This is a genomic window from Brevibacillus humidisoli, from assembly GCF_020923435.1.
Taxonomy (GTDB): Bacteria; Bacillota; Bacilli; order Brevibacillales; family Brevibacillaceae; genus Brevibacillus_E; species Brevibacillus_E humidisoli.
This window is the reverse complement of sequence record NZ_CP087263.1, coordinates 4,229,781-4,253,897: the sequence shown is the minus strand read 5'-3', so window position 1 is coordinate 4,253,897 and position 24,117 is coordinate 4,229,781. Positions and strand designations below refer to the sequence as shown.

Genomic DNA, 24,117 nt, shown 5'->3' with positions numbered 1-24,117 from the left:
TCCTAACCTAAGGTTCTTCTCACAGGAGGCGCGACAGGAGATCATCGCGCCTCTTTTCCTTTTGCAAGCTCTTTCGGGTGTCGGTGCTTCACCGGGCTCCAGCGAGGATGATGTAGATCGCCTATTACGTAGACAGACGTTTCATTATCTTTTGAGTAGCTAGTGTTTGGCTTGCAAATGAATGCTCAGGACGCGGTCTCTTCTCATTTTTATCTTTTAAACCATCCGAATATATGTTAACTTTTATATTGTGTAGAGTTAACATATAGGAGGTGGTTCGTGGATGGAAACGAGAAATACGCGTTTGCGCATGTTGATTCTATGCGCCATGTTTACGGCGATTACGGCTGTATTGGCACAAGTGGAAATCCCGCTTCCCATCGTTCCCATCAGCGGCCAGACACTGGCGGTTGGCTTGACGGCGACGATCATCGGCAGCCGTTACGGAGCACTGGCGATGATTTGCTACGCCTTGCTGGGGGCAATCGGTGCGCCTGTATTCGCTGAAGCAAAAGGAGGTCCGCACATCCTGATCGGTCCGACCGGAGGATATATTATTGGATTTATTGTTACGGCTTATGTGACCGGGCTGATCCTGGAGCGGACTCGGTATACCATCGCGATGGCGATGATTGCCAACACGGTTGGGATGGTGATTACCCTCGCGTTTGGAGCGGTGCAGTTGAAGTATGTGCTGGATATGACGTGGGCCGAGGCGATGGCTGCCGGCGTCACTCCGTTTATCGTCGTGGGACTGATCAAGGCGTTTCTGGCCAGTTGGATCGGCATCATTGTGCGGAACCGGTTGGTGCAAGCCCAATTGTTGGTGAGTCCACAAAAAGCGGCGTAGCCGTTCCGGGCTGCAGACAAAAGGGAAGCGGCGCCGGGGAGAGTAGCTCTTTTCCTCCAGTCGCACCAAAGCCAACCTGCCAGGAAGTGGGACTGTCCGCTGCGCCAGGCTGGTTGGCAAGAGTCGCTTCTTCCAGAAAAGAGCTACTGTCGCTCCTTCCGGGAAAGAGCTACTCTCCGCCTATCCCCGTCTATACGAGAGGATTTGCTGCTAGACTGAAACGGCGTACCATTCGGGTCGTTATGTGATAATGATGAGAATGCCAGAAAACACGATCTTGTGCACCCCTATGTCTCCCAATTGATGAGACATGGGGGTTTGTCGTTATGACAGAGGTACGTAGGGGCTATCTTTTCTTTTACGCGGCAAGTCGGGTAGAATGAAGGGACGGCAACCTGTGCTTGCGGGGGAAGGAGATACATCGATGTTTGAACTTCTGGCGATGTTTGAACTTCTGGAACTTACTTTATGGATTCATATCTTGTCCGGAACCATCTGCCTGCTGACCGGGCTGGCAGCCGCCTTTGCCGCAAAGCGAAAGGGGCTGCACACGATCACCGGCGAAATCTATCACGCTGCCTACGTCGGGGTGTTTCTCTCATCGGTGGTGATGGCGATCGCCAATTGGTCGGAGAGCGCCTATCTGTTTTATATCGCGATCTTCTCATATGGACTGGCGCTGATCGGATACCTGGCCCGCAAGCGTGGCTGGCGCAACTGGATGGGCAAGCACATCGGCGGGATGTTGGGGTCTTATATCGGAGTGGTGACCGGGATGCTGGTGGTTAATCATGGGGACATCCCGTTGGTCAGCGATCTGCCGGTGCTGCTGGTCTGGTTTTTGCCGACGATTGTTGGGACACCGCTGATTTTTATGATGGGCAGGAAGTATGGTAAGCGGAGCGGTACAAATAGCAACTGCACGCAGCAGTAGTCGGGGAGAACATCCGGTATGAGGGCAGTATCGCGTGTGAGTGCAGGGTTCACCGCACATGCAGCGGCCCGCAAAGGGTAGAATAATGGAAACAGGGAACAGAATGAACAATGAACAATGAACAATGAACGAATGAACAATGAATAATGAATAATGAATAAAAGAACGAATGAACAATTGATCACGGTCGAATTGCGTACTAGATTGGAAAGGAAGGGTTCATAAATGGAGACGACAGAAAAAACAGTTGTGATTCAAGGAAAAGAGATGACGATAGAAGATGGGTACCCGGTAAGAGTGAGCTGTGCCGAACATGTGGAGCGGGAACTGGATGATTATGTGGACCAATACGAAGTGGCACCTGATACATACCCGATCGAACAGGTAGAAAATCTCGATCTGGAGAAAACGTGCATGGTCTGCGGAGCGGAAGGACGGGTCGTCCTGCTGCGTGTGAAGGAGATGTAGCTGGTGCAGATCGCGATTATCGCTGTCGGGAAGCTGAAGGAAAAGTATCTGAAAGAAGGAATCAGCGAGTATAGCAAGCGGCTCTCTGCCTACTGCAAACTGCAGATCGTCGAGGTAGCGGACGAAAAGGCGCCGGAGAATCTAAGTCCAACCGAAATGGAGCAGATCAAGCAAAAAGAAGGCGAGCGCATCCTCGCCCAGATCAAACCGGATCAATACGTGATCGCCCTCGCCATCGAGGGCCAGATGTGGTCGTCGGAGAAGTTGTCTAGCGAGCTGGATAGACTGGCGTTGCAGGGGAAAAGTCAGATTGCATTTGTGATCGGGGGTTCGCTGGGGCTGTCGGAGGAGGTGCTGCAGCGGGCCAATGCGGCGCTGTCGTTTTCGAAGATGACGTTTCCGCATCAGTTGATGCGGTTGGTTTTGTTGGAGCAGGTGTATCGGGGGTTTAGGATTAGTCGGGGGGAACCGTATCATCGGTAGTGGTAAAGCAGAGGGTTGAGCTAAAGGTGGACGCTTCGATGCTAAGTCTCCAAATCGGGGCTTAAAAATGCAACACATGTGGAGTGCTGTGTGTCGCTCGTAAGAGTGTAGCACTTTTGGAGCAGCCGCATTTACCTTTCAATGAAACTGACAGCGCCTAAGTGGAGTCAGTGCTTGGGCTTTCCATATGCGCGGATACTGTAGAGGCAAAAGTGAAAGATATTAAGGAAATAGAAGGAAATTGAGAAAAATTGTCGAACTATGATTTGGTGATTCGATATAAATTACTCATAAATGAAGTTTGGCAAATGTTGAAGATACACTCATGAAATACAAATCGAGTCTTTGAATTAGGGATTGTGAGGTACGAGAATGAGCAAATTAATAGATAACAGCATAACAATATACGAGGCTTTACAAAACATCAAAGACGAAAAATATGTAATGCCTGCGTTTCAAAGACAATTTGTATGGGGTATGGAGCAAATTGAAAAACTATGGGATTCCATTTTGCTGGATTATCCTATTGCGACATTTCTATTCTGGCACGTTGATGACTCCAATGTGACATGGGATACCTACTTTTGCGGATTTTTGTTAGAGGTTACTTTTGATAGCAGAAAACAGGCTGACAGCGTTAATTATGAGTTGACAAGCATAAATGTTAAGAATACCGATACAGCGGTATTGGATGGACAGCAAAGGCTAACATCACTGTATTTGTCGTTGTTCGGGGAAGCATACATACGACCGAATTACGCCAGAAAAAAGACCGGGGATAAGATTGTAACCAAATTACTTATAGAACTGAACAAGAATAAGATATCTGTCGATGAAGAAGAATATAACAGTAAAAAATTCGATATTAAGTTTAGTGAAAAGGTTGGAAGATTGAGCCCAACCCAGTTTGAGATAAAAAACATCCTTGATAAGAAATTCCAAGATGAAACCACAAGAGAAAAAGCAATTGAAGATGCCATCGTGAATGTTCCGGCAGATAGCAAGGATTACGCAAGAAACATTCTGCTGAAGTTGTATAAAAAGATTTTTGTCGAAAAACTCGTTAGATATACAGAGATTACAGACATGAAACAAGATGATGCTCTTGAGATGTTTGTAAGATTTAATAGTGGCGGTAAAGCACTGCGAAAATCCGAAATAACGATGTCAATTCTTGAGGCATACTGGCCAAGTGCAAAAACGGAGTTTGGGAAAATTCTCGTTGACTCGTATGCAGGATTCGGTACGGACTTTATTATCCGTTCGGCTTTGATGCTGTATGGTGATGTTGTAAAATCCACTATTAACAAAAAAATTGCAGAGGACTTAAAAAATGATTGGAGTGGTTTCAAGAAAGCACTGACAAATTTGGAAAGTCTACTGATAAAAATGAAAATTGATGTAAGCCGTTTCTCAAGTAGTTGGAACGTGCTGTTGCCGATTATCTATTATATTTACTATAATCCTGATTACGATAAAAACATCAAGGGTGTTCGAGCTTATTTACTTAGGGCGATATTCTTTACTTATTTCCAATCAGGTACTACAAGTAAGCTACAACAGATGAAGAGTAACATTAATAGTTTTGACTATGAAATTACAATTGAAATGCTTGACCAGATGAATGATTTGAGAGTCACAGATGGTAAAATTGAAGATGTACTCAACTCCGAAAAAGGCAGCAGAGTTGCCGGAGAGGTTTTATACTACTTGAATCTTGATTGGACAAATAAAAACTTTAAATATGAACAAGATCATCTTCATCCGGATAACAGATTCAACGAAAGCAAACCTTTTTCTGTTTCTGTAGAAGATTGGCGAAGATGGCGTGGTATGCGTAATCGTCTACCTAATCTACATCTGCTTGAAGGTAGAAGTAATGGCAGTAAAAATGATATGCGACTCGTTGATTATTACAATGATATGAACGATGAACAAAAAGTAGAATTTTGTAAACAGGCTATGATTCCGCAAGAATTTTCACTTGAAATTGAAGACTTCGAAGAGTTTTATGAGGCAAGAAAAACAATGCTTGCAGAAAAGATACGTGAGTTGTTAGGGTGATATCTTTGTTCCATATGAGTTAAAGAATGCCCTTGATTTTTTGTAACCATATGGTGCATGCGGAGTGTGTAATAATTGATGTCGCTATAAGAATAACTTGGACGTGTAATTTTGCTCAATTTTTGATGAGTTCAAATCTTTTGTCCCCTTACTGAACCCGTTCACAAGAGCGGGTTATTTCTATTTAAGTGCAGCCACACATACTCTTTCATATCAAATCATATTAAAACAGATCAATGCATTTTATTTTAGGCAAAACAATTACAATTCTACTTGGTATCTTATATAATAAATAGAAACTATATTCTTCGATCTGAAGGAGCCTTAGAATGGATAGTACTAATGAAAGATGGTCAAGCCTCGAAGAAGTGGCAGAGTATCTTGGAGTCAACAAGGATACTGTGCGTAACTGGATAAAGAAACAGTCAATTCCTGCTTGCAAGATCGGCAAGTTGTGGAAATTCAAGCTGTCTGAAATAGACGAATGGGTAAAGAGCGGTAAAAGTGCTTTGGACTAATTGTCTTGATTATGTATACTTTACATCATGAATAATTGAGTTTTTGAGGTGAAAGAATGAAATTACAAGAGTTACTTGAAAGTGTGACTACTAACGCTATTGGTATTAATGATTACAGAGAATACAAGTCTGCTTTATTCACCGCATCCGAAAATGCGTTGCTTTCGTTTGAGCCGTTGAATATTGGAGAGACAGCCGGTAACCCTATTCAAGTGCTTGACTTCTTTAGTGGTGCGGGAGGAACCTCTCTTGGCTTTGCCGCAATAAATCGCATCTTCCCAGTTTTTCGTTTCCTAGGAGGATGCGATATTAATTCTATATCTGCGGCTACATATAGTAAAAACTTTGGGACTCCATTGTTAAATAATGATATCTTAAAGATATCCCAAGATAGGGAGAGCATTAAGAGTTTTCTGGAGAGCATCAATTTTGACTCGAAACTCCCAACAGTCCTGATTGGCTGTGCTCCTTGTCAAGGATTTTCCTCTCATAGGAAAAAACGATGGGATGAAGAAGATGATGAAAGAAACAACCTTGTGATAGCATTTTCTCGTATCGTTTCAGAAGTGAATCCTACTGTCTTCATCATGGAGAATGTCCCTGAATTTTTATCTAATAAGTATTGGAAATATTTCAGTAAAGCTAGGACAGCTTTTTTCAATGCAGGTTATATAGTAAAGCAACACATTTATAATGCCGCCGAGTTTGGAGTGCCACAGGAACGCTTTCGCTCGGTTATTATTGGTATGAAAAAGGAGTTCCTGTTACCAGAAGGTGTCTATACACCGGATAAATATAGAACTGTTAGAGATGCTATTGGTTCTTTAAGTCCACTTGCCGCGGGTGAGGCTTCAACTGAAGATTGGATGCATAAAGCGGTGGCTCACAAGCCAAGTACTCTCGAAGTAATTAGACAAGTCCCTCATGACGGCGGTAAATTACCTGAAGGAGTTGGCCCCGAGTGCTTGACTCGGGTTAATGGCTTTTCAGATGTTTATGGAAGACTTAGTTGGGACAAACCTTCTATTACAATAACACATTACGCCCGGAATCCTGCGAGTGGACGATTTACGCATCCTGTACAAGATAGAGGACTTACTGCAAGAGAGGCTGCGCGTTTACAGAGTTTCCCTGATGGATTTGCATTTGAAGGAAAATTTGATGACATTTACCGTCAAATTGGAGAAGCCGTACCACCCCTATTGTCATGCGGTATTGCGTCAAGCGTATTAATAGAACTTCTTTCTTGCGAACCATCGGAAGCACAATTAAGTGCGGGTATTCAAGCTGTAGACTTGCCGGTGAGCAATTCATACTCAAGTGTTATCGCAGGCATTAAAAGCACAAGGAGGTTCAAAAATGCGGTTAACTTGTGTTGATAGCTTTTCAGGCGCGGGAGGTTTATCGTTAGGTCTTCAAGAGGCTGGACTTGAAGTGTTACTTAGTTTTGACATTGATCCGAAATGTATTGAGACAATCAATAACAATAAAAAGTACTTTTCACATCCTGCTTTGTGTGAAGACATTAGAAATATGCTTGGAGGACGGCTACTTAATGATATTGGGTTAAAACAAGGGGAACTATTCCTTCTTGCCGGTGGGCCGCCTTGTCAAGGGTTTTCAGTACAGCGTATCGGTGAAGATGTTGACAGCAGAAATGATCTTGTTCTTCAATACGGAAGCCTTATAGACGAGGTTCGACCGATGTTCTTCGTAATGGAGAATGTATCAGGCATACAAGGCAAACGTGGTAAAACGATCCTTTTTGATTTGATAAGCAACATGGAGGCTATTGGCTATGTTGTACATAAGCAACTTATAAATGCAGAAGACTATGGTATTCCGCAACGCAGGAAGCGCATTATTTTGGTCGGAGAAAGAAAGGATATAGGCTCTGAATATACTTTTCCAAAACCGACGGGCGAACGCCAAACAGTACGCGAAACAATAGAGTTCCTACCGGAGCCTCCAGAGGACGGAACCTCACATCCGGAGTACCCTCTTCACAGAAGAGATCGGCTGTCCGATAAAAATATTAAACGGCTTATGGCGTTGAAACAAGGTCAGGGGCGCGACCATCTCCCCGTTGAGTTACTGGCAGATTGTCATAAGATAGATAGCGCAATTATTGGTCATCGCAATGTATACGGTAGAATGTCGTGGGATGATGTAGCACCTACTATTACAGCACGTTTTGATAGTTTCACACGTGGAATGTTTGGCCACCCTGAACAATTGAGGAGCATATCGCTTTGCGAAGGAGCATTATTGCAAACTTTTCCACTCGACTTTGTGTTCTCGGGTTCAAAAGTTGAAGTTGCTCGACAGATAGGAAACGCCGTCCCTCCGAAACTGGGGAAAATTATTGGTGAGAGCATAATCGAATATTACCTTAGAAAAGAAGTGAAAGATTTTGTCCTATCAGGCAATCATTAGAAAATATTTAACAAGCCTTCAGCAGGAATACCGAGACGCTCTGGCAGGTAATCAACACACTGCGGAGCTTTCCTTCAGACCTCCTTTGGATACTATGTTTAGAGAGCTGGCTGTCGAGCTTAACGGTAACCCGAATATCGTTGTCGTACTCGAACCAAAAAATCAAGCTCGTATGGGTAGACCTGATTGGCGTATGCATGACAGGAATACTTTGGGTGTATACGGTTATATTGAAGCCAAAGGCTTGAGCCAGAACTCTTTTGATATTACTCCGTATGAAGAGCAATTTAATCGTTATCTTTCCTTGGGACACAAGCTTATAATCACTGATGGTATAGACTTTGTTTACTCATTTACTGATGGAAAGAAACCACAAGTCGTTTCGTTGATTGATAAAGCACTAATGAATCGGCCCGATTGGTCTCGCCTTACTCCAAATCCACAGTTTGAGCACATGATGCATAGATTCTTTTCTGATCCGTCGCCTCAATATTACGACGAAGGGACATTGGTAGAGCAAGTAGCGCTCAGAACGCGCAATCTGTCTGATGAAATACTTCGTTATTCTGCCATCCCGTTAGACGAGGCAATGGATGATGAAGAGAGAAACGCAATCGTTTTATTAGACGAATTGAAAGAACTGGTATATAACCATAACGATCAGAATATGCGTGAAGACCGTGTGTTCGCAGATTTTGCAGCGCAAGTTATAATGTTTACGATTTTATTTGCACATCGGGTTGAATGTACTGATGCTGATTCTGCAGTAGAAAAGGAAAGAAAAATTAGGGAGTACCTGTCGCGAGAAATTGTCGAAGGACAAGCCCTTCGTCCGTTTCTTACTATTATTCATTATTTAAACAGTCCTGGTAACGAAAGTAGTTTTATACACACATGGACTGATGAGTGTATAAGTTTCTTATCGTTCGTTCACATGACCGAGCAACAGCGGCAGCATCCTGATTATCATAAACTGTTTGAACTCTTTTTATCTAAATTTGATGCTCGTTCGCGTTTCGATTATGGTGCTTTTTATACTCCCATCGAGTTAGCTGATTTTATAGTTAGATTAACTGAAATTATCGCAAGGCGCACTTTTGATGGAAACAGTATCTTTTCAGACGGGAACACAATTATTGACCCATGTTGCGGAACGGGATCGTTTCTCGAAAGCATAAGAAGAAACGATGTACAAAGAGGGGCGTACTTGTTATGTGGTATTGAAATATTACCCGCCCCATATATGCTTGCTAATTATCGAATGGCAATGCTTAACACAGAGATTAATGAAGCGCGTTCCCAGAATGAATTGTTATTAGCAAACACACTAAGCAACTATCTTTTTGGCATTCCTGCAAATACCCATACGGTCGAGGGATATGAGTTAAATAGAGCTTATGAAATTGCTTCAAGACCGATAACTCTTGTTATTGGAAATCCTCCATCTTCAGATTCATCGAAGATTAACGCAGGTGATGATTTTTCGGTAATCCTGGATCTCATGGATGATTTTAGACCACCTGTTCAAAACCGTCGTATTCGCCAGAATACTCAAAAACAAATTAACAATCCGTACTTACAATTCTTGCGTTGGGCTTGTGAAAAACTAGAAGCGTCTCAGAATCATTCCTTTTTGGCGTTGATCGTGCCATCCAGTTTTCTCGAAGCCGATTCATACAAGTTTGCAAGAAAGTACATTGTTGAACACTTTTCCAGTGTGTGGCTCGTATCGGTAGATGCCGACGCAAGAGCCGGTATTCGATCCGACAGCTTGTTTAATACCCAACAAGGGCGGGCTATACTTTTTGCAACACGCCGTTATGGAGAAGCCGTTGGAATGACCAAATATATGTATTTCGATCTCTCCCGCAGTGCAAAAGCAGAAAAAACAGAAATACTTAAGCAGAGTGCTGAAAATATGATCGAGATGTTTACGGAACATGATATCGACGAGGCTAACTATGGCCTCTGTCCATCGATACCTTTTAATCAAGAGCTTTATTCATCATATTGGCCTGTGAGTAGCGAAGCAGATGAGATCGCGATTTTTCAGCAATATTGTTCTGGTATAAAATTGGCTCCAACGAGTATCTTCACGCATATGAAAGCACCTATGCTTAAGCGGCGTAGCAAGGAAATTATGCAACTAAGGGAATCCGCTGCGGAAGAATGGATGGCAAATCAAGACAAACCACCAAAAGTTGTGGAGACAAATTTCTTTGCCGAGCAATTGGCTTCTTACGGTAATGTGCGAGCCGTTGACACTTTACTTGATACCAACATTGTCGATTATGCATTCAGACCATTTTTGCCCATGAAGGCATTTCTCTGGCAGGATCTATTACACCGATTTAGCCGAGTTGGGGGCGGTGGAACACGAAGACGCCCAGAAATCAGCGCGGCGTTCAATGCCGAGGGAACTATCGGATTTGCGCTTTCTCATTCGCCTAAGGACCAAAAAGATATGCTTAAGCAATTTGCTTCTTTTTGTTGGTATTATCCTGATAATGATTTATGCCGAAGAGGCAACTCTTACATTTATCTTAATCAGTATCCTGTGAAAGGCACTCGGAATAGAGTTATCGGCAACAATATTCATGCTGACCTGTGCGCTACCTTATCTCAATTATTAGAAGTCCCAACTGATGTTGTCGCGACAGAAGTGGTGTTCTATACGTTTGCTGTTCTTTGTTCGCAGGTATATTTAGACGAATTCGAAGGTGCTTTGTTTACCGTAAATCGCGCTGATATGCGGCCGCGCATTCCGATTGTAAATAATGCGGATGTATTCCGTCACATAAGTTCGCTTGGACGAAGAGTGGCAGAACTTGAAAAGCGAGACTACATCCCCGCAAACCGTATGGGCTTTGATGTTGCAGCTATCCAAGCAGAGATTCCAGAAGGTTTCAAGTTGAAGCTTATCGATCAGCCCTTTGACGAAGAGCACGAGACTCTCATACTTTCCGACGGAACAATAAAAATAGAGATTCCATGTCCTCTTGATGTTCAACGCATCAATATCGCAGGTTATGATATCATTAAAAATGTCTGGATGAAGTTCAATTCATACGACTTTACCCATTGTGTCTTTTCACGCGATGATGTTATCGATTTGCTAAACTTAATCAATAAGTTGGTAGAATATATCTCTTTAGTCGGGGAAATTGATGTAGTCATGCATGATGTCATTGAGGGCGAATATCCACTTTTAATACCTTCTGCAGGTGGAGCCCAAGAGGAGTGACCGGCTATGGCAGATGTGTATGACAAGGAGACTCGCTCTTCTGTGATGCAAAGGGTGAGGTCGAAAGGCAACAAATCAACAGAGCTACGTTTGATTAACTTGTTTACGGAATATGGAATTACAGGATGGCGCCGCAACTACCCTGTAAAGGGGCATCCCGATTTTGTGTTCCTTAAAAAACGGGTTGCAATTTTTGTTGATGGTTGCTTTTGGCACGGTCACAATTGTCGTAATACACGCCCAAAAGAAAATGCTGATTATTGGGATAAGAAGCGTGAACGTAACATTTTGCATGACAAAAAAATCACAGATAGATTTGAAGCGCGTGGCTGGACTGTCGTGCGAATATGGGAGTGCGAGTTAAAAAAGAAAAACCTGCACGAAACTATGTCACGACTCCTAAGGTTTCTCGAATTATAAATAAGTTTTGAAGATTATATGTTCCGAGGCACCAGTGAGAGATAGGGCTAAGTTCACTCGTAGGAAATAGCCCTATCTCTCACATTTATTATTTAATAACTTTTCCTTCTGCACTACCATGTTAGCGAATTTTACACCCACCATAGGTTAATAATACATAAAATAGCATTATATGTAAAAGTATTTGTTGTAAACTCCGACTTATTGTCCTTCCGTTAGTATATTTCTTCTTCGGATATTCCTTTCACTCAAAAATCGTCGTGTTTACGGCAGTTTATCATATTTTCATGGAGTTGATCCGTTACAGTTGGTACTTTACCCCTCCAGTTTTGCTTTATTTTCAGGATGTTTTTTGACGGATTTATTCGAATTTAATATTGACTTTATAGGTCTATACTTAGTTGGTAAGATGGACGGCTCAGAATTGTTGAGTCGTTTTTCTTTACTCTGGAGTGTTTGTTGTCAGGATGTTCAGATCACCTGCTTTTTGATAGAATGGTCTTAGAGATTGTCACAATATGTCAACTTCCCTTGAGGAGTACTTTTTTAAAAGAGAGGAGCGGTCTCTGTGTTACAGTTGGTAAAGGAGCGGAAGAATATAGCTGAACAGGTCAGCGAAATGGCGAATCCGGTTGAGGCTTTGTGGGAGGTTGAATTATTATACGGGAAACATCCGGCATATACGGAGAATACGTATGCAGTGAAGTTTACCACGAAGTTAGAGGGTCATGCATCGAAGTGTTTCTTGGTCATCGATTTGAGGGATAGGTTCGATGAATTTCTCAGAGATCTGAATGTTTTTGGGAGTATGGAGAAGGTGGAGCTACATCAAACTATCGATTATGTGAAGTACCTTAAAATAAACGGTATTTTCAGGAGAGTGCCAAACTTGCTGTCGGAGATGGAAGGCTCTGCTGGTGCAGATGAGAGTTTGGAGTTGTTCAGCTTGGTTGCTGATGCAGTTTTGTCCGAACCTGATGCTTTCCCGACAGTCTCATCGGATGCGTATAAAAATGGTGTTAGTTCGGGGGTTATTCTTGATTCCGAACAATATGCAGAAAAGTATGGAGAGAATGCCGTTGGAATCACTACAGAGGCTTTGTTAGAGATACTTGATCTGGATGGTGGTACCAGGGATGCTCGTTTTAAGGAGATCGCTCGGGGGTGGCTGGAGCAGGGGCTTCTTTTAAAGCGAAGTAATCAGGTGTATTTGGCAAGTAGAAAATGTACCGCTTGGCAATTAAAAATGCACACTTGCCAACCAGGGTATCATCGATTCATCAGTGAATCCTTATGACGAAAACTATCACGATTAAAAACAATCAAATGCGAATAGTGAATGAGACGATCAATGAATGCTTCCGTCAGTATTGGATCGCCAAAAACGTGATTCCATTGGCCGAACTGTAAGTTGGTTATGATGACACTACGCTTTTCATAACACAGATTGATCACTTGAAACAGTAACTCTGCTCCTTGCTTGTGAAGGGGTACATAGCCTAATTCATCAAGAATTAATAGATCCAGGCTCTCTATTTGTTTAAACAGCCTACCAAGAGTTCCCTTCTCGTTAACCTCTAACAGGCTGTTCACGAGTTGAGCGACTGTATAGAAGCGCACCCGTTTTTGGCTTTTTTGGATGCAGTTCCAGCCTGCCAAGGCTGCCATAAGCGTTTTCCCGACCCCGACGCCTCCATATAGGATTAAATTCTCTTTTCTCTCTATGAACCTGCCTTGCAAGATTTCTTCCTTTGTAATGTTTCCATTCATATGAATACCGTGCCATTCTAGCTGCTTGCCAGATATATCCGGCAAACAGGATTGACTGAGAAGGAGATTGAGCTTCCGTTCCTCTCGTTGCTGTATTTCCCTTTCGAATAAGCAGAGCAGAAATTCTTCATGTGTTTCAGCTTCCACCGCGTGATAATTCTCCCGTATCCAACTTAATTTCAAACGCTTGGCATGCTCTTCAATGAGGCTTCTCACCGCTGCTCACCTCCTGGCATAATCATCAACCGATCATAATGAGAGAGGCCTCTGCTTGAATTTCTAGTTGATGGCACTGAAGGCGGAAGCGACAGTGTTTCTCGAATGCCTCGTCCATTCACAAGCTGATAATAGACGTGCTTGATGGATTCCGTGGTAGGATGTCCATGTTCGGATGCAATCCGTAGGGCTTGTAGAGATATGTCGAAATCCTGTTCCTTTAATATGACGGATAAAAGTTGGAGAGCATTCCGTTTCTCCTCGACTGTACATTCACCGAAAAAGGCTTTCCATTCCTCCGGCAATTGATCGTAGAATGAGCTGTATTTCAAAGCGGTTGGCCTCTTTGCCATCAAGGTCAGATAAGGTTGCCAGTCCATCGACTTCTTTGTCTCCCCATATAATCTGGGGTGGCGTACGATCACTTCATTTTCCTCGTTCAGAAGCGAGATCGTATCAAATGAGATCTTCGCCAATACCGCTTGTCCCGCAAAGCGTGGCGAAGTGGAATATTGCTTTTGGTCAATACGGACGATTCCGTATTTATCCGCTTTGACCTGCTCGAACCGAACGCATTCGTACGCTTTACCGGGCAGTTGGAGGAAGCGCTCCTTGTCTTCCAAATATAGTTCGGCAATCAGGGTATCCTTTTCATAGTGGCAACGTTTCCGATCCCCCAGGCTCCAATTCAGGGTCTTCTCATTCAAGACCGACAGGTCTTCATAGTGGATTTCCGGCAACAGATAGTTGTTTCGTATGTATTTGACCATTGCTTCCACGTGCCCTTTCTCGTTTCCGCTTCCCGGATTGCAGAATTCATATTGGAAGCCATAATGGGCAACAAAACGAGCGAATTCCTCTGTTACTTGCCGTTCCCCGTTTGGCAGCACTTTCTTCACCGCAGGTGACAGGTTATCGAAACGGATCGTATGCGGCACGCCTTCTAGAAAGGCGAACATGTTCGTCAGTCCTTGTAGAAAACACTCCCGGTTTTGGGAAGGGAACACTTGAAACAGGAATGAATTGCTGTAAGGGAATGAGAGGACGAGGAAGGGCAAGATGACCTCTTTTCCCCTGTGCTTAAAAGGAGCTTCCCCAAAATCTACCTGTGCTGTGCCGGCCTTCGCCTCTAACGGTAAGGCAGTGTCATTGCTCTCGTCCAATAAGGCGGCTTTCCTTTTCGCCACATAGGCACGAATCGTACGGTCAGAGCCTTGGAATCCATGTTCCGAAACGAGAAGAGTATAGATTCGCTTTGCGGTTCTTCTGAACTTCTTTTTCTTCCCCATATCTTCAAGTAGCCATTGATCAACGATTGGTTTAACCGGATCCATTACATTGGCTTTCCTTGTCTGTACAGACTTCACCTCCTGATTGAAATCCTCCATCTCCGAATACTTCTTGATTGTCCTGCGATCCATATTCATCTGTCTTGCAACAGAAGAGTAGGAGCGACCTTTTGTGTTTGTTTCATGTCTGATATAATTGACTTCAGCCATTGCTAACATCTCCTATATACCTCCCATGAACGTTATGCCCAACGGGGAGTGTATGTTTTTTAATAGATGTTGCAAGTGGCTCTTTTTAATATGAGCATAAATTAGCTGCCATTTAGTACATTTAAATCATGCCATAAACAGTAATCAGGCTCGCTTACAGGAGCCCATAAAGCCCAACATTAGCTCCAAAGAGGTTAAGCGGTTCTATATCTTCAAAATAGATGATCTGGGGAAAGTTTAGGCTCTAGGGGGATTCTATGAGCGTAGCTAAACGAGAAAATGCCATAAAGTATGACGTCGGGCATCCTCGCTCGGTTATTTCTTATATTGGCGGGAAATTCGCCTTGTGTGAACAAATCATCGCGGTAATAGAGTACGCCGCTCGTACATATAGTTTGGATTCGTTTTATGAAACCTGCGGTGGTGGTGCGAGAACGCTTTTAAACTTGCCAGTTAGTCTTTTCAAGCATCGAGTTTACTCTGAGATCCATCTCGGCTTGTGTAATCTTTTCGCTTGTTTGGGTATGAAACCTGATGTGTATGAATTAATGGCGTTGCTTGAGGATTTGGGAGTCGGTGAGGATGTGTTTCTTCGGGCGAGGCATGCGCTGGAATATGAGACACGTATGATTTCGATGGGACATTCCTATCGATTGGGAGGAGTCGAATCAGCAGCTTTCACCTTTATCCAGTGTATGCAGTCACGCGCGGCGGACATGACCAGTACTTTTGATTCTTCAAGGTTGTCAGACAAGCGGCGGCTTCGAAGTTATTTTAAACGGGTAAGGGAGTTAGATCGTTTCTACCCGATATTAGCTGATGTTCAGGTTATTAATGGCGATGTCATAGAATTGCTTGATTTGATTGCCGAGGGTAGCTCGGCTTTTGCATATATTGATCCACCTTATGCACCGGATTGTACGATAATAAATAAGCACTATGGAGATCGCTCTTGGACGATGGCAGATCATGAGCGGCTGGTTGATAGGTTAATGGGGATTCAGGCTAAAGTTGCCCTCAGCGGTTACAATAGTTTCATCTATGATCGACTGGTTGAGGCGGGATGGCGAAAGTTGTATTTGCGAAGACTCTATGTCTCCAGTTCGGCATCAGTCGGGCGTTATAATGAGGAATATCTCTGGATTAACTTCGATATCCCTGCCAGTTTAGAGGATCAGGTCAGCTGGTTTGATTATGGTTCTGTCTAGCGGTTCACTGGCTCTAAAACCGATGGAGTGGCTTCTAATACCTATGGACTAGCTGTAAAACCATCAAAACCACCAAAAACCACCGATATGTGCTTTGTGCTTATTGAGTTGTTCTGGGCATATTTTTTATAATATGCAGTGAGATTAAATAATTTGAGGACATGAAATGAGATAACGAATACATTAAGTACCAGACGTTTGATCAGATTGGACATGAGAAAAGTTCAGAGACGACATTGCTTATTAAGATCGGTTAGATGAGGTCAGCAGAGCGATGAGTCCAATGAGGGAATCTTTTCCTTATTGGACTTTTCCCGCCACTCGCACCTGTTCTGCTCCCCTCCTTTTCGTTTTTCGGCTCACTCGTTATTGGTCTGAGTTTGATGTGCAGTTGGCGTGATGCGCCTGTCCTCGCCGTCTTGATATGGAGTCGCACCCTCTACTGGTTTTGAGGGTTCAAGATTGCGGTTTTTTCCGACCTATCGGTATCACAAGCGACCATAAGTCGGTCTGGCGCAGTTTGATCCATTTTATCGGCATTTAGCTAGAGTTGCTCAACCGCACCTAGTTATTTTTCCTTTGAGGGGTATCGTATTTTTAAGAGATTCATTCGCATAGGCAACCTGTAGCAGTTCGAGAGAGACTGCTTACGGGTTGCCTTTATTTTTTGGCATGTTCAGAGATTTTAGCTCGGACAGAGTTTTTTACGCATCGGTCACTATTCTCATTATAACGGCGGGAATGATTTCACGGTTTTTCCTTCTTCCCTCTTCCGCAGTCGCTGATACGCTGGTCTGCACTGGTTTTTCGTTAGGATGGTAAATCGAATAAAAAAATTGGAGGTGATTTTTAACGGTTTTCAGTCGTTTCTGACTGTGGTTTTTAACGGTTTTGTCGGCAGGTAAGCGTTGAGGTGTCACCGCCGGGATATAATTGACCCAGTTTCGCCGGAATGAAAATGACCCACCCTTAGCGAATATATCCCCTTCGGTATTAACGGCCAAGTTAATGATCGGAGGGAGACACATGCTAAGGAGTGGGATAGTGATATCGTTACATACCATGAGAGCAGAAGGCAAGAGTATTCGTGAAATTGCCCGTCTGACGGGGCATTCTCGAAATACCGTTCGCCGATATCTCCGGGGTGAATTCACCCCCGAAAAAGGAACCCGTAAACCTCGTGGTTCCAAGCTTGATCCTTTTAAACCGTTCCTGCAGCAACGGCTTCAAGAAGGTATCTATAACTGTGAGGTTTTATTCGAGCTTCTACAAGAAAAGGGATACACCGGAGGGCGCACCATCCTGAAAGACTATGTGAAGGACTTCCGTCCTCCCAAACAAGTTCCCGCTGTTCTTCGTTATGAGACGAAACCAGGTGAATACGCCCAGGTTGACTGGGGACTGTGTGATTATGTAGATCAGGACGGTAACGTCCGGAAAGTTCCGGTATTTGTCATGGTATTGGGGTACTCTCGTGCCACCTATATCGAGTTTACCAAGCGTTGTGACATTTACAGCTTTCTGCGTTGCCTGATCCACGCATTCGAATATTTTGGGGGTATCCCCAAAGTGATGCTGACCGATCAGATGAAAACAGTCGTACTGGGCATGGGAGATGATCGAAAACCCCGCTGGCATCCACTTTTTGCCGACTTTGCTGCGGCGATTGGGCTTGTTCCAAAAGTATGCAAAGTTCGACGCCCCGAAACAAAGGGCAAAGTGGAACGAGGCGTTCAATACGTAAAAAACAACTTCCTTCCTGGCAAACGCTTCGTTGATTTACAGGATCTCAATCAACAAGCCCTTCACTGGTGCGAGCGAATTAACCGCCGTATTCATGGAACAACTGGCGAACGTCCCATTGATCGACTCCGTGAGGAAAATCTGCCGCCCATCCCTTCAACTGAACGGTGGGAAAAATACTTGCATGAACCGAGACAGGTCAGCCGAGACGGATTTGTTAGCTACGATGGTGTACGATATGGGGTTCCATGGAGGTACAGCGGACGTGAGATAACCGTGCGAGAAGTGAATGGGTGGGTGGAAATCTGGGCCGACGGAACATGTATTGCTCGACACCAAAAGGTGTATCGATCCCGCGCAACTGTTTTTTGCGAAAAACAGTATGCAGGTCTTACGACCGCTCAAGGATATGCCTATCCACGTCCGCAAGCCCGACAGATTTCATCGCAGCAAGTGGAAGTGCGCTCGCTGGATGTCTATGAGCAACTGACAGGGGTGGGAGCATGATCGAACTGGAACAGGCACGGCTGCGTCTCGAGGAACTTGGGCTTCAGCAAGCAGCTCTCCTCTTGGATGCTCATTTGGAAGCGGCAAGTCATGGACAGCCCACTTATCTGTCCTTTCTCAACATGCTCCTTGATGCAGAGATAGCGGAACGTCAAAAACGGAATATGGAGGTACGCACCAAACTTGCACACTTGCCTTACCGAAAAACACTGGAAGAGTTCGATTTTGCTTTCCAACCCAGCATTGACGAACGGTTGATTCGAGAGTTGGCCACGATGACTTTCGTATCCGGACACGAGAATGTCTTGTTCTTAGGGCCTCCCGGAGTAGGAAAAAGTCATCTGGCGGTGGCGTTGGCTGTAAAAGCTATCTCGCAAGGGATATCCGTTTACTTTGTCAGTCTCTCGCAACTCATCGAGGATCTGCGAAAAGCTTACGCGGAAAACAGGCTGGATAAACGCCTCCGCATCTATATTCGACCGAAGCTCCTGATTATTGACGAAATTGGTTACTTACCGTTTGACAGTTTGGCAGCCAACCTCTTTTTCCAGGTAGTAAGTGCAAGGTACGAGAGAGGGAGTATTCTGTTGACTAGTAACAAGAGTTTTGGTGAATGGGGGGAACTGATGGGCGATCCGATACTTGCTACGGCTATCCTGGATCGGCTCTTACACCATTCCCACATCGTCAACATTAGGGGGAATAGTTACCGACTTCGTGAGAAGATGAGGACTGGAGCCTACGGCTCCCCCTCTGCCACCTAACCAACAAAAGATCGCCGGGTGGGTCAGTTCTAAACCGGCGATGGTGGGTCAAAATAAAGTCGGCGTTGACAACGGAATCGTAGCCTAAGATACGACCGCCATTTGTTAAGCCTTCGTTTGCACGTTTCTCCATTCCTTTTTTTACCCGTCCCACAATCAGCCTACGTTCATATTCAGCGAATGTTCCCAGCAAGGAAATGAACATCTTCCCTGTTTCTGTTGAACTGTCGATATCGCATGTGCTAATAACCAACTTTTGTCCACGTGGATGAAGTTCCCGATCAACAAAGGTCAATACATCCAAATTACTCCGGGAAATTCGATCCACTGCGATTGCTAACACAATATCAAATTTCTGGTCTCTTGAATCTCTTAGCAACCGTTGCATATCCGGTCTGTTGAAATCCTTACCAGAATATCCACCATCGTTGTAAACTTCAAAGACTTCGTAGCCCTTTGAAACGCAGTACCCTTTCAAAATATCTTCCTGAGCACCAAGTGAAAAGCCTTCCTTCTTTTGTTCCTCAGTCGATACACGCAAATACAAAGCAGCTTTCGGTTTACTATTTACTACCATCATACATTCCTCCATGATCATCATATTCTGGTATAGGGGCTTCTAATAAATAGAAGCCCACAGCGCATCAAACAAGGTTACTTGTTCTGTTGTTGCTTCATTGCGTAATTTTTTATAAGTCCAGCCAGAACGCCGATCAACTCTTCCTTCTTCAATTCCTCTTCCGTCAGAATAAGCAGTTCAGAATTTTCAATCCCCTGTGATTTGCAGGAATCCACTTGTACATTTTGATCCATCTTTATCCCCATCCCTTTACATTGACTGTTTACCATCTCCCATCTAGACCAATACTGGTGTATGTAATAGCATGGTCTAAGCGAGGGAGTCAAGTTAATAAATTAGAACGTTTGTTCTGTAGATAAAACTTAACTTCATTCCATTTTTTGGTATTTTATTGCGGATGTCAGTCGTTCTATGAAGCCCTCTACAACCAAGCTGACTGGTAACCTCAATCCACCTCTGCCGCGCGAATGTTCCATGTGCCGCACAGAACGAATCCAACAAATAAACAGACCAAGACCAGTCTCTCTCTGCATATCCAATCACCCCCCACACAAAGCCAAGTAGAATTTTTTGAACACTTATAGTTCCAGATATCCGTAGCAGACTCCCGAAAGATTTTTTCTCACCCGATACCGCACCGATTTTTATAAAAAAAGTCCCTAGTAAAAACAAAAAAAGACAGACCCCGAGCCAGACGCTACGCTACAGCGTCAACTCAGTGCCTGTCCTGCGGCTTATTGCGAACCCCGAAACAGACCGACATCTTTAATGCTCCAGATACCATGTGAAGATTTTGAACTCGTAAAAATCGAAAATACGAATTGCGAAGCCGATATAAAGATACCCCTGCCGGAGCTAAAGTCTAATTTTTTGACGAATGACCCGACTCCACCTGCTCTAAATCACACAACCGTCTCAGTTCTCGGTATAAAACCGTCCGAGATACCCCTGTTAGCTGACAAACCTCCCGAATGGAATGAGTTCCCGCCACATGGAGCTTAACCGCCTTTTCTAACGCCTTCTTGTCGGTTTTCGGACGTCCTCCAATGCGACCGCGACTTCTTGCCGAAGCAACTCCCTCCCTCACACGATCTCGAAGGGTATCACGCTCAAACTGACTAAGAGCCGCCAACATAGTGAGCATGAGCTTCCCCGTGGTCGATGAAAAATCAAGCTTCTCCTTGTCAGAGATGAAGGCGACCCCTCGCTCTTGCCAATCCTCCAGCAACGTTAATAAATCCTTAGACGATCTCGACACCCTACTGAGAGACTCTACTACAACCGTATCTCCCTCACGTAAAACGGACTGCATTCGTCTTAATTCAGGTCGCTCGAACTTCGCACCACTGATCGAATCAATGAAGATGTCCTCCTTCGGGATGCCGTACTCCTTCATTAAAAGATCAACTTGACGATCCGGCTTCTGATGTTCCGCTTTTGAAACTCGCACATACCCCCAGACCTTCGAACTCATACCAACTCAACTCCTTCGAAACAAAATATCCTGCCAAGCAAGTCGAAGGAATATAGAATTGGATGCGTTCCGAAAACCCCGTTACAGGGAACAGTTCAGGGTTAAAGGGAATCCCGATTAACTGGTTTACGGTACTCAGGTAAAGGGCATATTTTGGGAACATATTATTGCGCCGCGAAGCCCTATTATTAGTGTAGGACGGATAGGTGCCTTTATTTATAGTTTTAGGCACAGCTAATAGGAGTCCCCAAACAGACAAAAGCCCTTTTCGGGAATCACGAAAAGGGCTAACATAAGAGCATGCCAACGAGCGTGCCAAAAACCTTTCCCTAAACCACCACCACCCGAGTGATGCGCAGGACAGGCACTGAGACAAAACAACCAGGCTGTTGCAGGTTAGGGAGAGAGATGTACCCGACTGACGTGCTGCTACGCCAATCCGCCCACTTCTTGATTACCGCATCGGAAGGAGTCGACCCCATCCACTTAGCAACGGTCGCTGTATGATATGTGGTTACCAGCGAACACTCCTGCCCCTGCACATCCAGATAGGAAAGGCGCACCGTTCGTTTTTCAAGCTCGGCAAGTAAACGCCCGACATAATTTTCAACTGCGTAGTACGGAAAGATATACCCCGCAGAGCGAGAGCCGACTCGATACCGATCTACTTGTATCCCATCACGACCCCAAAACAGACGAACTGAATCGAAAGCATTTTGATTAAGCTCTGCGAATTGGAACGTCAACTGACGCTTAAATCGATCAAAACCCTTGCTACGATCCATAGCTGTCAACTGCAAATGAAAATTCCCCATTATCTGCACTTGAATTTTCCCCATATTAGGCAATAGGTTTGTTTGAATAATGCCCCCCGAGGGGGGCTGGCGGCGGGAAAATTCCGTTCATTCGGTTTTATCTTCAATTGTCTCTGGTCGAAAGAAACCAGCTTTTTTCTTCTCCTTTATGCGATAACTTTCTCCTTTAATGTTGATGGTGTGGGAGTGATGCAATAATCGATCAAGGATGGCGGTGGCAAGTACCGTATCTCCAAATATCTCTCCCCACGAACCATAAGACTTGTTCGAGGTAAGAATAATCGAACCAGATTCATAACGCTCCGAAACGATTTGAAAGAAAAAATGAGCTGCCGTTTCATCCATCTTGCGATAGCCGATTTCATCAATGATCAGTACATTCGGCTTAATAAAAGCCCGCATTTTTTGTTTGATACTATTGTTTTGATGGGCAATCTGAAGTGTCTGAACCAAATCGTGAGCAGTTGTAAAGTAAACTGTCAAACCTTGCTTAATGGCTTCCAGAGCCAATGCAACAGACAAGTGGGTCTTTCCGACTCCTGGCGGACCCAGCAAAATGAGATTCTCCTGTTGGTGCACAAACCGGAGGGTTGCCAAATCACGAATCCGTCTTTCATCTACGGAAGGCTGGAAACTGAAATCGAATTGCTCTAATGTTTTATGGTAGGGTAAATGAGCCAATCGTGTCTTCATTCGAATAAATCGATCCCTCTTGGCCTTGATTTCCTCTTGCAAAAGCTTGTCCAAGAACTCCAAATACGATATATTCTGAGCAGCAGCTTCTTCTGCGTGGTGGTGAATAATTTCCGGGATTCGTACCCATCCCATTTGCGAAAAGGCTTCTTCTAAACGGGACTGGAGCATCATTGTACGATCACCTCCTCGTCAGCAAACTGCTCGTAGACTGATAAATCACGTTCCACCACTTCAGGGCTTGGATTTGAAACCAGACGCGGCATAGGTTGGGGAGCCTTCACGCGACTTTGGGTTTGAATCCCCTCGAAGTGTTTTTTATTGGTTACGACTTGTTTGGAACGAACTGCTTTTTGATGTTCAGCGATAATCGTGTTGCCCTGATAGATCCGGATATGACCATTCTGGAGATCTTGTACCTGTACCGTATGACCAATATAGGTATAGGGTACAGAATACCTGCTTCCTCCGTAAGAAACGAGCAAATCGTTGGATACTCTTCGAGTATGCCGTTCTACTTCTTCGAACGGAACCGGGTTAAGCGGCTTCAACTGTTCATGTTTCCATCGATCTACCGGCTTTTCATGTGTGGTGCCGTGAATCCGTACATTGGCTACCGTATCCAACCAATGGCGTACTTGTTGATTCAAGTCACTCAGGCTGGTAAACGACTGTACGCGAGGCCAAAAATTCTTTCGCACATAGCCAACACCATTTTCTACTTTCCCTTTTGTTCGTGCACGGTAGGGGGCACAACGCCGGAGGGTAAAGCCGTGATGACTTGCAAACTGAGAAAAACGTTCATTCCACAATACATGGCCTTGGTCGTCGTAACCTGCAATGACGGTTTTCATATTGTCGTACAAGCATGTATCCGGTCTGCCTCCAAAGTATTGCATGGCACGTAAGTGACAGCCGATGAGGGTATCCAGCCGTTCGTTCTCCGTAAATTCCACATACAACATTCTCGAGTATCCCAAAACCATGACAAAGGCGTATAGTCGTTTATATCCACCATTCCATTCCACTTTGAAATGTCCCCAGTCTACTTGCGCTTGCTTACCAGGTGTGGTTTCATAACGGATCGTTGCCTTGGAGGTAACGACGGGGCGCAATGGTTCCATGAAGGAACGAAGGAGTCTAATTTGTCCTGAGTATCCCTGGGCTCTAATTTCATCAAACAAGACAACAGCATTTAAGCAGCCTTCTTCCATTCTCGCTTTGATATAGGGTTTAAATGGATCGAGGATGCTTGCTTTTTTGACGGTTCGCTGGTATTTCGAAGGTTCATCTCTCTTCAGCCACTTACGGATTGTTTTTCGATCCCTCCCTAATTCGTTCGCAATTTGCGTGGTACTCATTCCTCTTTGTTTCATGTCTTTAATCAAGTAAAACTCCCCATTCTTTAGCATATTTCTCTCCTCCAGGGAG

22 protein-coding genes are annotated in these 24,117 nt (G+C 44.3%); 14 read left to right on the top strand and 8 right to left on the bottom strand.

Annotated features, from left to right (window positions below):
- Nucleotides 1–283 precede the first annotated feature (283 nt).
- The 11 genes from LOK74_RS20640 to LOK74_RS20590 all read left to right on the top strand — a co-directional run bounded on the left by LOK74_RS20640 (nucleotide 284) and on the right by LOK74_RS20590 (nucleotide 12,714).
- Nucleotides 284–850, top strand: a complete 567-nt coding sequence (locus tag LOK74_RS20640; RefSeq protein ID WP_230043867.1) for a biotin transporter BioY — start codon at nucleotides 284–286, stop codon at nucleotides 848–850.
- Between the two features lie 424 nt (nucleotides 851–1,274).
- Complete coding sequence (locus LOK74_RS20635; RefSeq protein WP_230043866.1) at nucleotides 1,275–1,784, top strand: DUF2306 domain-containing protein; 510 nt, start codon at nucleotides 1,275–1,277, stop codon at nucleotides 1,782–1,784.
- A gap of 225 nt (nucleotides 1,785–2,009) precedes the next feature.
- Nucleotides 2,010–2,252 (top strand): CxxH/CxxC protein, encoded by a 243-nt coding sequence (locus tag LOK74_RS20630; protein WP_230043865.1) that lies wholly within the window; start codon nucleotides 2,010–2,012, stop codon nucleotides 2,250–2,252.
- 3 nt (nucleotides 2,253–2,255) lie between these two features.
- A complete protein-coding gene (gene rlmH / locus LOK74_RS20625) occupies nucleotides 2,256–2,735 on the top strand; it encodes a 23S rRNA (pseudouridine(1915)-N(3))-methyltransferase RlmH (protein WP_230043864.1) in 480 nt (159 codons plus the stop codon).
- A 372-nt stretch (nucleotides 2,736–3,107) separates the two neighbouring features.
- A complete protein-coding gene (locus tag LOK74_RS20620; protein WP_230043863.1) occupies nucleotides 3,108–4,799 on the top strand; it encodes a DUF262 domain-containing protein in 1,692 nt (563 codons plus the stop codon).
- 329 nt (nucleotides 4,800–5,128) lie between these two features.
- Nucleotides 5,129–5,317: a helix-turn-helix domain-containing protein gene (locus tag LOK74_RS20615; RefSeq protein WP_230043862.1), complete on the top strand. Its 189-nt coding sequence runs from the start codon at nucleotides 5,129–5,131 to the stop codon at nucleotides 5,315–5,317.
- A 56-nt stretch (nucleotides 5,318–5,373) separates the two neighbouring features.
- The gene (locus tag LOK74_RS20610; protein WP_230043861.1) at nucleotides 5,374–6,696 is read left to right on the top strand and encodes a DNA cytosine methyltransferase; all 1,323 of its coding nucleotides are present in this window, start codon (nucleotides 5,374–5,376) and stop codon (nucleotides 6,694–6,696) included.
- Nucleotides 6,677–7,753 (top strand): DNA cytosine methyltransferase, encoded by a 1,077-nt coding sequence (locus LOK74_RS20605; protein ID WP_230043860.1) that lies wholly within the window; start codon nucleotides 6,677–6,679, stop codon nucleotides 7,751–7,753. The genes LOK74_RS20610 and LOK74_RS20605 overlap by 20 nt, the downstream gene beginning before the upstream one ends.
- Entirely contained in the window at nucleotides 7,731–10,997 is a 3,267-nt protein-coding gene (locus LOK74_RS20600; protein WP_230043859.1) for a type ISP restriction/modification enzyme, read from the top strand. Before LOK74_RS20605 ends, LOK74_RS20600 begins: the two co-directional genes overlap by 23 nt.
- A 6-nt stretch (nucleotides 10,998–11,003) precedes the next feature.
- Nucleotides 11,004–11,417, top strand: a complete 414-nt coding sequence (locus LOK74_RS20595) for a very short patch repair endonuclease (RefSeq protein WP_230043858.1) — start codon at nucleotides 11,004–11,006, stop codon at nucleotides 11,415–11,417.
- A gap of 568 nt (nucleotides 11,418–11,985) precedes the next feature.
- On the top strand, nucleotides 11,986–12,714 hold the full coding sequence (locus LOK74_RS20590; RefSeq protein ID WP_230043857.1) for a hypothetical protein: 729 nt from the start codon (nucleotides 11,986–11,988) through the stop codon (nucleotides 12,712–12,714).
- Here the strand turns inward: LOK74_RS20590 and LOK74_RS20585 are convergent.
- Together LOK74_RS20585 and istA (LOK74_RS20580) are read right to left on the bottom strand one after the other, a co-directional pair.
- Nucleotides 12,687–13,403: an ATP-binding protein gene (locus LOK74_RS20585; RefSeq protein ID WP_230042328.1), complete on the bottom strand. Its 717-nt coding sequence runs from the start codon at nucleotides 13,401–13,403 to the stop codon at nucleotides 12,687–12,689. The two genes, LOK74_RS20590 and LOK74_RS20585, sit on opposite strands and share 28 nt — an antisense overlap.
- Entirely contained in the window at nucleotides 13,400–14,911 is a 1,512-nt protein-coding gene (gene istA, locus LOK74_RS20580) for an IS21 family transposase (protein WP_007780157.1), read from the bottom strand. The genes LOK74_RS20585 and istA (LOK74_RS20580) overlap by 4 nt, the downstream gene beginning before the upstream one ends.
- A gap of 248 nt (nucleotides 14,912–15,159) precedes the next feature.
- Here istA (LOK74_RS20580) and LOK74_RS20575 point away from each other — a divergent pair, with 248 nt between their 5' ends.
- From LOK74_RS20575 to istB (LOK74_RS20565), 3 genes are all read left to right on the top strand, one after another.
- Nucleotides 15,160–16,110: a DNA adenine methylase gene (locus tag LOK74_RS20575; protein ID WP_230043856.1), complete on the top strand. Its 951-nt coding sequence runs from the start codon at nucleotides 15,160–15,162 to the stop codon at nucleotides 16,108–16,110.
- 1,026 nt (nucleotides 16,111–17,136) lie between these two features.
- A complete protein-coding gene (gene istA, locus LOK74_RS20570) occupies nucleotides 17,137–18,360 on the top strand; it encodes an IS21 family transposase (RefSeq protein ID WP_230043855.1) in 1,224 nt (407 codons plus the stop codon).
- Nucleotides 18,357–19,124, top strand: coding sequence for an IS21-like element helper ATPase IstB (gene istB / locus LOK74_RS20565; protein WP_230043854.1), 768 nt, complete (start codon nucleotides 18,357–18,359; stop codon nucleotides 19,122–19,124). Before istA (LOK74_RS20570) ends, istB (LOK74_RS20565) begins: the two co-directional genes overlap by 4 nt.
- On the opposite strand, the gene LOK74_RS20560 is transcribed toward istB (LOK74_RS20565), so the two are convergent.
- The 6 genes from LOK74_RS20560 to istA (LOK74_RS20535) form a co-directional block, all read right to left on the bottom strand.
- Nucleotides 19,054–19,704, bottom strand: a complete 651-nt coding sequence (locus LOK74_RS20560) for a recombinase family protein (RefSeq protein WP_230043853.1) — start codon at nucleotides 19,702–19,704, stop codon at nucleotides 19,054–19,056. The genes istB (LOK74_RS20565) and LOK74_RS20560 overlap by 71 nt on opposite strands.
- 74 nt (nucleotides 19,705–19,778) lie before the next feature.
- The gene (locus tag LOK74_RS20555) at nucleotides 19,779–19,937 is read right to left on the bottom strand and encodes a hypothetical protein (protein WP_230043852.1); all 159 of its coding nucleotides are present in this window, start codon (nucleotides 19,935–19,937) and stop codon (nucleotides 19,779–19,781) included.
- A gap of 629 nt (nucleotides 19,938–20,566) precedes the next feature.
- Nucleotides 20,567–21,178 carry a recombinase family protein gene (locus tag LOK74_RS20550; RefSeq protein ID WP_230043851.1) on the bottom strand — a complete coding sequence of 204 codons (612 nt, stop codon included), beginning with the start codon at nucleotides 21,176–21,178 and terminating at the stop codon, nucleotides 20,567–20,569.
- Nucleotides 21,179–21,507: 329 nt separating this feature from the next.
- Nucleotides 21,508–21,963 (bottom strand): hypothetical protein, encoded by a 456-nt coding sequence (locus tag LOK74_RS20545; RefSeq protein ID WP_230043850.1) that lies wholly within the window; start codon nucleotides 21,961–21,963, stop codon nucleotides 21,508–21,510.
- A 117-nt stretch (nucleotides 21,964–22,080) separates the two neighbouring features.
- Entirely contained in the window at nucleotides 22,081–22,860 is a 780-nt protein-coding gene (istB, locus tag LOK74_RS20540) for an IS21-like element helper ATPase IstB (protein WP_230042330.1), read from the bottom strand.
- Nucleotides 22,857–24,098 (bottom strand): IS21 family transposase, encoded by a 1,242-nt coding sequence (gene istA / locus LOK74_RS20535; protein ID WP_230042329.1) that lies wholly within the window; start codon nucleotides 24,096–24,098, stop codon nucleotides 22,857–22,859. Before istA (LOK74_RS20535) ends, istB (LOK74_RS20540) begins: the two co-directional genes overlap by 4 nt.
- Nucleotides 24,099–24,117: the final 19 nt, after the last annotated feature.

What these genes read in the sequence shown, in the direction of transcription:
- LOK74_RS20640 (WP_230043867.1), top strand. Translation starts at nt 284, where the DNA reads ATGGAAACGAGAAATACGCGTTTGCGCATGTTGATTCTATGCGCCATG.
- LOK74_RS20635 (WP_230043866.1), top strand. Translation starts at nt 1,275, where the DNA reads ATGTTTGAACTTCTGGCGATGTTTGAACTTCTGGAACTTACTTTATGG.
- LOK74_RS20630 (WP_230043865.1), top strand. Translation starts at nt 2,010, where the DNA reads ATGGAGACGACAGAAAAAACAGTTGTGATTCAAGGAAAAGAGATGACG.
- LOK74_RS20620 (WP_230043863.1), top strand. Translation starts at nt 3,108, where the DNA reads ATGAGCAAATTAATAGATAACAGCATAACAATATACGAGGCTTTACAA.
- LOK74_RS20615 (WP_230043862.1), top strand. Translation starts at nt 5,129, where the DNA reads ATGGATAGTACTAATGAAAGATGGTCAAGCCTCGAAGAAGTGGCAGAG.
- LOK74_RS20610 (WP_230043861.1), top strand. Translation starts at nt 5,374, where the DNA reads ATGAAATTACAAGAGTTACTTGAAAGTGTGACTACTAACGCTATTGGT.
- LOK74_RS20605 (WP_230043860.1), top strand. Translation starts at nt 6,677, where the DNA reads ATGCGGTTAACTTGTGTTGATAGCTTTTCAGGCGCGGGAGGTTTATCG.
- LOK74_RS20595 (WP_230043858.1), top strand. Translation starts at nt 11,004, where the DNA reads ATGGCAGATGTGTATGACAAGGAGACTCGCTCTTCTGTGATGCAAAGG.
- istA (WP_007780157.1), bottom strand. Translation starts at nt 14,911, where the DNA reads ATGTTAGCAATGGCTGAAGTCAATTATATCAGACATGAAACAAACACA.
- LOK74_RS20575 (WP_230043856.1), top strand. Translation starts at nt 15,160, where the DNA reads ATGAGCGTAGCTAAACGAGAAAATGCCATAAAGTATGACGTCGGGCAT.
- istA (WP_230043855.1), top strand. Translation starts at nt 17,137, where the DNA reads ATGCTAAGGAGTGGGATAGTGATATCGTTACATACCATGAGAGCAGAA.
- istB (WP_230043854.1), top strand. Translation starts at nt 18,357, where the DNA reads ATGATCGAACTGGAACAGGCACGGCTGCGTCTCGAGGAACTTGGGCTT.
- LOK74_RS20560 (WP_230043853.1), bottom strand. Translation starts at nt 19,704, where the DNA reads ATGATGGTAGTAAATAGTAAACCGAAAGCTGCTTTGTATTTGCGTGTA.
- LOK74_RS20555 (WP_230043852.1), bottom strand. Translation starts at nt 19,937, where the DNA reads ATGGATCAAAATGTACAAGTGGATTCCTGCAAATCACAGGGGATTGAA.
- LOK74_RS20550 (WP_230043851.1), bottom strand. Translation starts at nt 21,178, where the DNA reads ATGAGTTCGAAGGTCTGGGGGTATGTGCGAGTTTCAAAAGCGGAACAT.
- LOK74_RS20545 (WP_230043850.1), bottom strand. Translation starts at nt 21,963, where the DNA reads ATGGATCGTAGCAAGGGTTTTGATCGATTTAAGCGTCAGTTGACGTTC.
- istB (WP_230042330.1), bottom strand. Translation starts at nt 22,860, where the DNA reads ATGATGCTCCAGTCCCGTTTAGAAGAAGCCTTTTCGCAAATGGGATGG.
- istA (WP_230042329.1), bottom strand. Translation starts at nt 24,098, where the DNA reads ATGCTAAAGAATGGGGAGTTTTACTTGATTAAAGACATGAAACAAAGA.